This is a genomic window from Brevundimonas sediminis, from assembly GCF_048799765.1.
Classification (GTDB): Bacteria; Pseudomonadota; Alphaproteobacteria; order Caulobacterales; family Caulobacteraceae; genus Brevundimonas.
The window spans coordinates 113,242-123,910 of record NZ_JBLYQK010000007.1 but is presented as its reverse complement, the minus strand read 5'-3'; the positions used below and the strand labels follow the sequence as shown (position 1 = coordinate 123,910).

Annotated in this window: 8 protein-coding genes; 1 reads left to right on the top strand and 7 read right to left on the bottom strand. The window is 69.2% G+C overall.

Annotated elements, in window-relative coordinates:
• The 6 genes from mreC to ACLQ7T_RS06525 all read right to left on the bottom strand — a co-directional run.
• On the bottom strand, positions 1-971 hold a 971-nt coding region (gene mreC / locus ACLQ7T_RS06550), incomplete at its 3' end, for a rod shape-determining protein MreC (protein WP_420478694.1).
• Between the two features lie 137 nt (positions 972-1,108).
• Positions 1,109-2,149 (bottom strand): rod shape-determining protein, encoded by a 1,041-nt coding sequence (locus ACLQ7T_RS06545; RefSeq protein ID WP_420471922.1) that lies wholly within the window; start codon positions 2,147-2,149, stop codon positions 1,109-1,111.
• Positions 2,150-2,434: 285 nt separating this feature from the next.
• A complete protein-coding gene (locus ACLQ7T_RS06540) occupies positions 2,435-3,157 on the bottom strand; it encodes a TVP38/TMEM64 family protein (protein WP_420471923.1) in 723 nt (240 codons plus the stop codon).
• A gap of 51 nt (positions 3,158-3,208) precedes the next feature.
• Entirely contained in the window at positions 3,209-4,822 is a 1,614-nt protein-coding gene (locus ACLQ7T_RS06535) for a cisplatin damage response ATP-dependent DNA ligase (RefSeq protein WP_420478693.1), read from the bottom strand.
• Entirely contained in the window at positions 4,822-5,844 is a 1,023-nt protein-coding gene (locus ACLQ7T_RS06530; protein WP_420478692.1) for a ligase-associated DNA damage response exonuclease, read from the bottom strand. Before ACLQ7T_RS06530 ends, ACLQ7T_RS06535 begins: the two co-directional genes overlap by 1 nt.
• Before the next feature lie 57 nt (positions 5,845-5,901).
• A complete protein-coding gene (locus ACLQ7T_RS06525; protein WP_420478691.1) occupies positions 5,902-8,343 on the bottom strand; it encodes a GH92 family glycosyl hydrolase in 2,442 nt (813 codons plus the stop codon).
• Positions 8,344-8,500: 157 nt separating this feature from the next.
• Between ACLQ7T_RS06525 and ACLQ7T_RS06520 the strand changes: the two genes are divergently transcribed.
• Entirely contained in the window at positions 8,501-9,721 is a 1,221-nt protein-coding gene (locus tag ACLQ7T_RS06520; protein ID WP_420478690.1) for a pyridoxal phosphate-dependent aminotransferase, read from the top strand.
• A gap of 157 nt (positions 9,722-9,878) precedes the next feature.
• Here ACLQ7T_RS06520 and fabG read toward each other — a convergent pair whose 3' ends face one another.
• Complete coding sequence (gene fabG, locus ACLQ7T_RS06515; RefSeq protein WP_420478689.1) at positions 9,879-10,619, bottom strand: 3-oxoacyl-[acyl-carrier-protein] reductase; 741 nt, start codon at positions 10,617-10,619, stop codon at positions 9,879-9,881.
• Between the last annotated feature and the right edge of the window lie 50 nt (positions 10,620-10,669).

The following is a 10,669-nucleotide window of genomic DNA, read 5'->3' as shown; positions in this document are numbered from 1 at the left end:
GCCCGGGCCTGATCGGCGGCGGCGGTGCGGCGGGCGGCGGCGTCGTTGGCGGCCGCCACCTGCGCGCCGGTCGGATCGGGCAGGGTGTCCAGCGCGGCCAAGGGCTGTGCGTTCAGGTCGTTGGGTCCGATCAGTTGCCCGAAGTCCTCGAACATGATCACCCGAACATAGTCGATCGCGCCCCGGTCGCTGAACAGCTTCACCCGCCAGGACCCGTCGATACCCCGGGCTGCCACGCCGATCGGCACGCCACGCGGGAAGGCTCCGCCGTCACCCGATGTCAGAATACGGTCGCCCGGTCGGACCGAGCCGACGCCACGGACAAACTCCAGCCGGGGATTGCCCGAACCGTCGCCGGTGAGGATCGCCCGCGCGTCCGTGCGATCCACGAGAACCGGGGTGCGGCTGGCCACGTCGGTCAGCAGGAGCATGCGGCTGACGTTGCCCGAGGTCCCGACGACGCGGCCGACCAGGCCATGCTCGTTGATCACCGGATTGCCGACCTTGACCCCCTGCCCCGCCCCGACATCCAGCAGTCGGGCGTTGGAGAAGGGACCGCGCGAGTCCGACACCGATCGCGCCGTCTGCATCGGCACTTCGGGCTCGGGCCGCAGGCCCAGCATCGCCTCGTAGCGGGCGTTGATGTTCTTCAGGGCGATGGCCTGGTCCCGCCAGGGCTCAAGATCCGCCAGTTCCTTCTTGAGGCGACGGTTCTCGGACACGGCGAAGAAATAGCCGCCGACATAATCGCTGACGTGGCCGAACCAGCGGACCGGCGCGGCGAACACGCCGCCCACGGGGCCCGAGACGGTCTCCACTCCGGCGCGTGTCGGCTGGTAGGGCGAGGCCTCGGCGCCGTTATCGCTGACCAGAAGCAGCACCGCGCCCACCGCCGCGACAGCGACAGCCACGGCCGCGGTCCAGACCAGCGGCACCTTGATGTTCTCGAACGGTCCGTCGCGAAACGCCACGGCGCGCCTTCCTCAGAATAGGGAATCGGCGGGACGCCCCCGCCGATATGTCGAGCCTATCGCAAAATCCGCGCCAGTTGGAAACCGGCGTATCCCGCGCGATGAAAGGGATTTGAGGCCTTCTCCGGAACCGGGCCCTAGAGGGCCGAGTCCAGCACGCCCTTCATCCAGCGCGGATGTTCGAGCACACGGCCGCAGCCGATGGCCACGCACGAGAGGGGGTCGTCGGCGACCGAGACCGGCAGGCCGGTGTGATCGCGGATTTCGGCGTCGAGGCCGCGCAGCAGCGCGCCGCCGCCGGTCAGCATGATGCCCTTGTCGGCGATGTCGGCGGCCAGTTCCGGCGGGGTGGCTTCCAGGGCCACCTTCACGGCTTCCACGATCTGCGAGACCGGCTCGGCCAGGGCTTCGGCGGCCTGGCGCTCCGAGATGCGGACCTCGCGCGGCACGCCCTGCATCAGGTCACGGCCCTTCACGTCGATCGACAGGCCTTCGCCGTCGGCCGGGATGCGGGCAGTGCCGATGTCCTTCTTGATGCGCTCGGCGGTGGTTTCGCCGATCAGCAGGTTATGGTTGCGGCGCATGTACGAGATGATCGCCTCGTCCATCTTGTCGCCGCCGACGCGCACCGAGCGCGAATAGACGATGCCCGACAGCGACAGCACGGCCACCTCGGTGGTGCCGCCGCCGATGTCGACGACCATCGAGCCGGTCGGCTCGTGGATCGGCAGGCCGGCGCCGATTGCGGCGGCCATCGGCTCGTCGATCAGGCCCACGCGGCGGGCGCCGGCGTTCAGGCAGGAATCATTGATCGCGCGGCGTTCCACGGCGGTGGCGCCCGACGGCACGCAGACGATGATCTTCGGGTTCACGAAGCCGCGACGGTTATGCACCTTGCGGATGAAGTGCTTGATCATTTCCTCGGCGACTTCGAAGTCGGCGATGACCCCGTCCCGCATCGGACGAATGGCTTCCATATGGCCCGGCGTGCGGCCCAGCATCTGCTTCGCTTCGATGCCGACGGCGTGGACGATCTTGCGGCCGCCCACGTTCCGGAGGGCGACAACCGACGGTTCGTTCAGAACGATGCCCTTGCCCTTCATGTAGATGAGGGTGTTGGCGGTGCCGAGATCGATGGCGATGTCGTTCGAGATCGAGCCGAAGAGGTGGGAGAACATGGGCGCGGGATACCGTTCGTTCGGGCCTTGAGGGCGTGCGTTTAACTCGATCCGCTTCGGCGACGCCCCGGCGTCACGTATCCCCTACGCGCCGCCTCCTGATCGTCTTCGCCTGACCGACCGATGGCTCGTTTGCCCGTGTGCGCGGGGGATTACAAGCCCCGTGAGCACAGCTTGGTCCCGGAACGGGGACAGGCCGTTCACGATAGTGTCAAGCGCTCCCCGCCCCGGCCGCCGCCGGGACGTCCCGGCGCTCCGGGTACGGACGATCAACGAGCGCCGGTCTCAGCTCTCAGGCGCCCCCGCGGCCTTCTCTCGCCGCTTCACGAACTCGCGCACCGCCAGCATCAGCCCCAGCCACACCACGGCCACCGCCGCGAGGATCAGGGAGGTCCAGACGCCGTCGCCGCTGACCGCCGACACCACAGCCCCGCCGAAGAAGGCCACCAGCGCCGTCTTGGGCAACACGCCCAGCGCGCATCCGGCCAGATAGGTCCAGAAATTCGCCCGCGTCGCGCCGAAAGCCATGTTGACCACGATGAAGGGCGCCGACGGCACATTGCGGATCATGAAGCTGGCGTAGAAGGCGTTTCGCCCGACGAACCGCTTCAGCCGGTCCAGGGTCCGGCTGTCCATCCGGTCGATCAGCCGCGCGGTCGGGCCACGCCCCAGCCAGTAGGTCACCCCCGCCGACACCACCGTCGCCACCCAGCTGTAGACAAAGCCCAGGTTCGGCCCGAAGGCGACCACGCAGGCGGCGATCAGGATGAATTGCGGCGCGCCGATGAAGGCCGACACCACAAACAGCACCACCGTCGCCGCGAACGCCCACGGACTGCCCGCATACCCCTGCAGCCAGGCCTCCAGCTTCTCCTCGGCGTCCAGCCCCAGCTGCGTCTTGCCCAACGCCAGCAGGCCGAGCGTCGCGCCCAGCAGCAGCACGGTCGCCAGCACCACCTTCCAGCGGCGGGCCTCCATGTTCAGGATGAAGTCGAGGATGCGGCGCAAGGGTCTGGTCCGGCTCAGTTCACGTCATTTGCACGGACACCCCCTGCCCGTTCAAGCGCCCTGATCCAGCATCCGCTCCAGCGTCGGCAGTTCGTCGGCCTCGGCGGCGGGTTTGTCCCAGCGGATGCGGTGGATGCGGGGGAAGCGCATGGCGACGCCCGACTTGTGGCGTTTCGAGCGCTGCAGCCCCTCGAAGGCGATCTCCAGAACCAGTCCGAAGTCCCGCCCCGCCCTGACCGACCGCACCGGCCCGAACCGCTCGACGGTGTGGTCCCGGACGAACTTGTCCAGCTGCTTCAGCTCCTCGTCGGTGAAGCCGAAATAGGCCTTGCCCACGGGCGTCAGGGCCGGAACGCCGTCCGCGCCCTCGGTCCAGACGCCGAAGGTGAAGTCGGAATAGAAGCTGGATCGCTTCCCGTGCCCGCGCTGGGCGTACATCAGCACTGCGTCGATCAGATGCGGATCGCGCTTCCATTTGAACCACGGCCCCTTGGGGCGGCCCGCCTCATAGACACTGTCCAGCCGCTTGAGCATCAGCCCCTCGGCCACGAGCGGATCGCCCCCCGGCGGATCGGCGCGGATGGCGGCCAGCGCCTCCCAGCTGTCGAACGGGACCAGAGGCGACAGGTCCAACCGTCCAGAGCCCGCCTCGCCCACGAACTGCTCCAGCCGCGCCCGGCGCTCGATGAACGGCAGGTCGCGCAGGTCCTCGCCGTCGGCGGCCAGCAGGTCATAGGCGCGGATGCCCGCCGGGTGGGCGGCCATCAGCTTGGGATCGGCCACCTTGCGGTTCAGTCGTTGCTGCAGATCGCCGAACGCCCCGACCCGCCCCTCGCGCAGCACCAGCAGTTCGCCGTCAATCACGCCCTCATAGTCCAGCGCCGCCAGCACATCGGGAAAGGCGGGCGAGACGTCCTCGCCGGTCCGGCTGTACAGCCGCTTCACCCCACCCTCGCTGACCGCCTGCACCCGGATGCCGTCCCATTTCCACTCGGCGGCGTAGGCGGAGGGGTCCAGCCGGGCGAAATCGACCGCCTCGTCGATCGGCTGGGCCAGCATGACGGGGCGGAACCGCCCATGCGCCTCGGCCGACGGCCGCTCCGCCTTCCCGTCCAGCCAGGCCAGCAGATCAGCATAGGGCGGGCTCTGGGCGTGCCAGACTTCCTGGATGTCGGCGACCTCCACCCCGCCGAAGTCCGCCGCCGCCTGCCAGGCCAGCCGCGCCGACACCCCGACCCGCAGACCACCGGTGACCAGCTTCAACAGGGCCCAGCGCCCGTCGGCGTCCAGCGCATCCAGCCAGCCTTCCAGCAGTCCCTGCACCGCGCCACGCTTCGCCTCGCGCAGGGCGTCGATCACCTCGGACAGCTCCGGCTCGCGGTTGGCCCCGTGCCGGGCGGGCCAGATCAGGGCCGCCGTCTCGGCCAGATCGCCGACATAGTCATAGGACAGGCGGAACAGCGCCGGATCGACCCGCGCCTCGACCGCCGCCCGGATCATCGCCGGCTTGGCCGCGGTGAACGACAGCGCCCCGGTCAGGGCCGCCAGCGCCCAGCCGCGATCCGGATCCGGCGCCTCGGCCAGATGGTCGCGGATGAGTTTCAGCTTGGCGTTCCGGGACGACGTCAACGACAGCCGGTCCAGCAGGGCGGCGAAGGCGCGCATCAGTCGTCGTCCTCGTCCTCATAGCCCACCAGATGCAGGGCGCGCGCCTTCAGCCCGTTCAGTTCGGCCCAACGGCGAAGGGCGTCATCCCGCCCGTGGGTGATCCAGGTCTCCTGCGGAGACAGTTCGGTCAGGGTGGCGGTCAGCTCGTCCCAGTCGGCATGGTCCGACAGCACCAGCGGCAGCTCCACGCCCCGCTGCCGGGCGCGCGCCCGCACGCTCATCCAGCCCGAGGCGAAGGCCGTCACCGGATCGGGGAAGCGGCGGCTCCAGCGATCGGCGATGGCGGACGGCGGCGCGATGACGATCCGGCCGGCGAAATCCGCCTTCGACCCGGTCGCGGGCGCCAGCGGCCCCAGATCGACGCCGAAATGCTCATACAGCCGGTTCAACCGCTCCAGCGCGCCGTGCACATAGATGGTCTCGTCATAGCCCGCCTCGCGCAGCAGCCGGATCACCCGCTGCGCCTTGCCCAGCGCATAGGCCCCGACCAGATGCGCCCGCTCCGGGAACTGGACGACCGAGCGCAGCAGCCGTCCGATCTCGTGGCTGTCCGGCGGATGGCGGAAGACCGGCAGGCCGAAGGTCGCCTCGGTGATGAAGACATCGCTCGGCACGGGCTCGAACGCCGCGCAGGTCGGATCCCGTCGCCGCTTGTAGTCGCCCGAGGCCGTGATGGTCAGCTCGCCCTGCCGCACCGTCGCCTGCGCCGAGCCCAGCACATGGCCCGCCGGGGCCAGCGACACCTCCACCCCGCCGACCGTCAGCCGCTCGCCATAGGCCAGCGCCTGTGTCGATCCGGCGAAATCCTGCCCGTAGCGCTCGCCCATGATGGCCAGCGTCTCGGGCGTGGCCAGCACGGCCCCATGCCCGGCGCGAGCGTGGTCGGCATGGCCATGGGTGATGACGGCGCGCTCCACCGGCCCCGGCGGGTCGATGAAGAACCCGCCCTCGGGGCACCACAGCCCCTGAGGCGTAGGCCGCAGCACGGCTTCAGGCGTGATCATCCGGTTCGGGCTCATGCGTCTCCGACAGCAAAGGCGGTCATCGGAAACGCAGCAAGCCGAAAAGGTGTCCCGTCACCCCGCCCGGCACACGTCCTGCGGCGTCGCGCCGGCGACCTGTCCCCAGTGGGCGCGGTCCGCCCGGTCGGTCAGGCGCAGGTCGATGCGGCCGCCGGCCTTCAGCTGGTCCCAGTCCAGCCAGACCCGGTCGAAGGCCTGACCGTTCAGACGGGCGCCGGAGACATACTGGACGCGCTCGCCGGTCGCGCCGGGGGCGTTGATGCGCAGGGTCCGCCCCTCGCCCAGATCGATCTCGACCTGTTCGAAGCGCGGCGTCCCGACCAGCAGCTCGCCCGTGCCCGGCATGCCCGGGTACAGGCCCACCGCCCCGAACAGATACCAGGCCGACATCGTCCCCAGATCGTCATTGCCCGTCACGCCGTTGGGGGCGTTGGTGAACAGGGTCTGGGCCGCGCGGACCACCGCCGCCGTGCGATCGGGCCGCCCCAGCAGGGTGTAGATCCACGGCGTGTGCATGGTCGGTTCGTTGTTCGGATTGTACCGGTGCTGGCCATAGTAGGCGTAGGGGCCGGCCACCCATTCGGCCCGCGCGCTCATGGGGTCAGCCGAGACCTTGTCGAAAGCGAAGAAACGATCCAGCCGCGCCAGTGTCCGCTCGCGCCCGCCCATGGCTTCGGTCAGGCCCGCCACGTCCTGCGGGACCAGCCACTGGTACTGCCAGGCCGTGCCCTCGTGGAAGCCGTAGTGGGAGGTCGGATCATAGGCGCCCGCCGGGGGCGTGAACCACTCGCCGTCCTCCATGCGCGGCCGCGGGAAGCCGGTGAAGTCGCTCTCGCGGTCCCGCACGCCCGCATCCCACACATTGCGCCAATTGCCGCCCCGGCCGCGCAGGGTCGCCGCGTCCGCCGTCTGACCCAGCGCCTCGCCCATGATGGACAGGGAGCAGTCCGCCAACGCGTACTCCATCGTCGCCGAGCCCGCGTGGTGCGGATCGGAGTCCATCCCCTTGGACGGATCGGCGCGATCGAACTGGACATAGCCGTGCGCCAGATAGTGCGGATTGCCCGCCCGTCCGTCATGGCGCGAGTTCAACGGCGGAATGCCGAACGCATTGCGGCGCAGGGCGGCCCAGGCCTGCTCCTCCCGCCCCTCCAGCGCCCCGAACCGCCACAGATCGACCAGGAAGGGCGTGACCGGGTCGCCGGTCATCACATTGGTCTCGAAACTGGCGTAGCCCCATCGCGGCAGCCAACCGCCCTGCTCGTCGATGGCCAGCACCGACCGGGCGATGTCGCGCGCCCGCTCCGGCTTCAGGATGGCCAGAAGCTGGTTCTGGGACCGGTAGGTGTCCCACAGCGAAAAGTACTCGTGATAGGTCCAGCCGTCCGCGACGTGAATCTCGTTGTCATAGCCACGATAGCGACCGTCGGCGTCGCTGCCGGTCATCGGCTGCAGCAGGGCGTGATACAGGGCCGTATAGAAGACGGCGCGGTCGTCGGCGCTGCCGCCCCGCACCCGCACCGAGCCCAGCTCCCGCGCCCACGCCGCCTGGGCCTCCGCACGCATGGCGTCAAAGCTCAACAGTTGATCGCCCCGTCTGCCCTCGGCGTCCAGATTGCCGCGCGCCCCCGCCTGATCGACGTGCGAGATGGCGCTCACCGCCGTCACCGCCTGCCCGCCCGCCAGATCGAACGTCACCCAGGCGCCGTTCCGGGGATCGTGCTCGCTTTCCATGCTGAAGCGCGCGCCGGGCGTCCCGCCTGCCTGTCCCCAGACGCCGAAGCCGGTGAAGGGGCGGTCGAACTCGATACGGAACCAGGTCGAATACTGATGGCCGCCGCAGAAGCTCACCGTCGTCACCTTGCCCTCGACGGCCCGGTCGCCGACGACGCGGATCTGGCTGCCAATGACCCTGTGCCGCTCATTGGCCTGGCTGACGTTGATCAGGACGTGGCCCTGCGTCTGGCCCGCCGCGAAGGTGTAGCGCTCCGCCGCCGCCCGGGTCAGCGCCGTGGCCTCCACATCAATCCCGCCGTAGTCAGTCAGCCGGACGCGGTAGTAGCCCGCCTGCCCCACCTCGCCCTCATGGGCGTATCGGGACGCATAGGCCTTGTGGTCGAAGCTGTTGGCCTTCGTCGTATCGAAGGTCCCGCCCGGGGCGATGGAGCCCGTGACCGGCAGCACCGAGACCTGCCCGCCCTGCTCCCAGCAGCCCGCGCCCGAGACGAACGAGCGCCCGAAGCCCCGGATGGTCTCGTCGTCGTAGCGCCAGCCCGCATAGTGCGAGCCGATGGGACTGACCTGGATCAGGCCGAAGGGGGCCGATGCGCCGGGGAAGGTGTTCCCCTCATCCCGCGTGCCGATGAAGGTGTTCACGGTCGCCGGGAGGCCGGTCGGCGGCGGCGTGTTCCGCGCCGTCACGGGTTGCGCCAGGGCCAGCGCGGCCAAAGCCGCCGCCACCGCCTGTCCGATCCGGACCGCGTTCCGCCACCCCATCGCTTCCTCCCCGAAGCCCTGATCTGTTGAACCGGTTCTAGGCGGAGGCGCTGCGACTGTGAACCGGTTCTGTCCAAAGCAAGGAACCGTAGCGTCTCGTCATTTGATCCCCCCTTCGCATCTGCGTAATGAAGGCCGCAGTCCCCCGGGAGTCGCCATGTCCAGCCTGCAATCCTCCGCTCTTCAGTCCAGCGCCTTGGCCCGCGTCAAACCGTCGGCCACCCTCGCGGTGACCGCCCAGGCCCGACAGCTGAAAGCCGAGGGTCGCGATGTGATCGGTCTGGGCGCCGGCGAGCCGGACTTTGACACGCCCGACAACATCAAGCAGGCCGCCATCGACGCCATCACGCGCGGCGAGACGAAATACACCGACGCCGACGGCATGCCGCAGCTGAAGGCCGCCATCTCGGCCAAGTTCAAGCGCGAGAACGGCCTCGACTATCCGTCGGCCCAGATCCACGTCGCCCCGGGCGGCAAGCCGGTCATCTTCAACGCCTTCGTCGCCACCCTGAACCCGGGCGACGAGGTCATCGTCCCCGCCCCCTACTGGGTGTCCTACCCGGACATGGTCCTGCTGGCGGGCGGCGAGCCGGTCACCGTGGTCGGCGAGGAGAAGGACGGCTTCAAGCTGCGTCCCGAAGTGCTCGAGGCCGCCATCACGCCGAAGACCAGGTGGCTGATCCTCAACAGCCCGTCGAACCCCACCGGCGCCGCCTACACCCGCGCCGAACTGGAGGGTCTGGCCGACGTCCTGCGTCGCCACCCGCAGGTCTGGGTGCTGACTGACGACATGTACGAGCACCTCGTCTATGGCGACTTCGAATATACGACGATCGCCCAGGTCGCTCCCGACCTCTACGACCGCACCCTGACCGTCAATGGCGTGTCCAAGGCCTACGCCATGACCGGCTGGCGCATCGGCTATGCGGGCGGGCCCAAGCCGCTGATCGACCTGATGCGCAAGGTGGCCAGCCAGACCACCTCGAACCCGACCAGCATCAGCCAGTGGGCCGCCGTGGAGGCCCTGAACGGTCCGCAGGATTTCATGGCCGAACGCCGCGTCGCCTTCGAGAAGCGCCGTGACCTGGTCGTCTCGATGCTGAACCAGACGGCCGGCGTCACCTGCGCCACCCCGGAAGGCGCCTTCTACGTCTATCCGTCCATCGCCGGCCTGATCGGAAGGACGACCCAGGGCGGCGTGGTCATCGACAGTGACGGAACCTTCGCCGCCGAACTGCTCAACGCCGAGGGCGTGGCGGTCGTGCAGGGCGAGGCCTTCGGCCTCAGCCCCTATTTCCGCATCAGCTACGCGACCTCGGAGTCGGTGCTGGAAGACGCCTGCACGCGGATCCAGCGCTTCGCGGCGTCGCTCAAATAATCCCTTCTCCCCTCGGGGGAGAAGGTGGCCCGTCAGGGCCGGATGAGGGGGCTGCCGGCTCCACCAAGAACGAAAAGAGGGGGAGCTGTCGCCAGCATCCCCCTCATCCGTCTCGCTTCGCGATCCACCTTCTCCCCCGGAGGGGAGAAGGCAGATATCAGATCATCGCCATGCCGCCGTTCACGTGCAGGGTTTGCCCCGTCACGTAGGCCGCCTCGTCCGACGACAGATAGACCGCCGCCGCGGCGATCTCGTCGCCGGTGCCCAGACGGCCCGCCGGGATATTGCGCAGGATGGTCTCGCGCTGGGCGTCGTTCAGCACGTCGGTCATGGGCGAGGCGATGAAGCCCGGGGCGATGCAGTTCACGGTGATGCCGCGCGAACCCACTTCCTGGGCCAGCGACTTGGAGAAGCCGATCATGCCCGCCTTGGAGGCCGCATAGTTGGTCTGGCCGGGGTTGCCGGTGACGCCGACCACCGAGGTCACGCCGATGATGCGGCCCGAGCGGCGCTTCATCATCCCCTTCATCGCGGCGCGCGACAGGCGGAAGTAGCTCTCGAGGTTCACCTTGATGACCTGCTCGAAGTCCTCGTCCTTCATCCGCATCAGCAGACCGTCCTTGGTGATGCCGGCGTTGGCCACCAGGATGTCGAGCGGCGCGCCGGCGGCTTCCTCCGCGCGACCGATCAGGCCGTCGACCGAGTCCGCGTCAGACAGGTTGGCGGCGGCGGCGAAGGCGCGCTCGCCCAAGTCTTTCGCCAGGTCCTGAAGCACCGCTTCGCGGGTGCCGGACAGCACCACCGTCGCGCCTTGCGCGTGCAGGGCGCGGGCCACCGCGCCGCCGATGCCGCCGGTCGCGCCGGTCACGAGCGCCGTCTTGCCAGTCAGGTTGAACATTTTGATAGCTCCGCCATTTCGTGGGAGGGGTCTAACCGAGCCCGCGTCAT

Bases quoted from the DNA above. Each gene is read 5' to 3' on its own strand.
- ACLQ7T_RS06545 (WP_420471922.1), bottom strand. From the start codon at position 2,149: ATGTTCTCCCACCTCTTCGGCTCGATCTCGAACGACATCGCCATCGAT.
- ACLQ7T_RS06535 (WP_420478693.1), bottom strand. From the start codon at position 4,822: ATGCGCGCCTTCGCCGCCCTGCTGGACCGGCTGTCGTTGACGTCGTCC.
- ACLQ7T_RS06530 (WP_420478692.1), bottom strand. From the start codon at position 5,844: ATGAGCCCGAACCGGATGATCACGCCTGAAGCCGTGCTGCGGCCTACG.
- ACLQ7T_RS06525 (WP_420478691.1), bottom strand. From the start codon at position 8,343: ATGGGGTGGCGGAACGCGGTCCGGATCGGACAGGCGGTGGCGGCGGCT.
- ACLQ7T_RS06520 (WP_420478690.1), top strand. From the start codon at position 8,501: ATGTCCAGCCTGCAATCCTCCGCTCTTCAGTCCAGCGCCTTGGCCCGC.
- fabG (WP_420478689.1), bottom strand. From the start codon at position 10,619: ATGTTCAACCTGACTGGCAAGACGGCGCTCGTGACCGGCGCGACCGGC.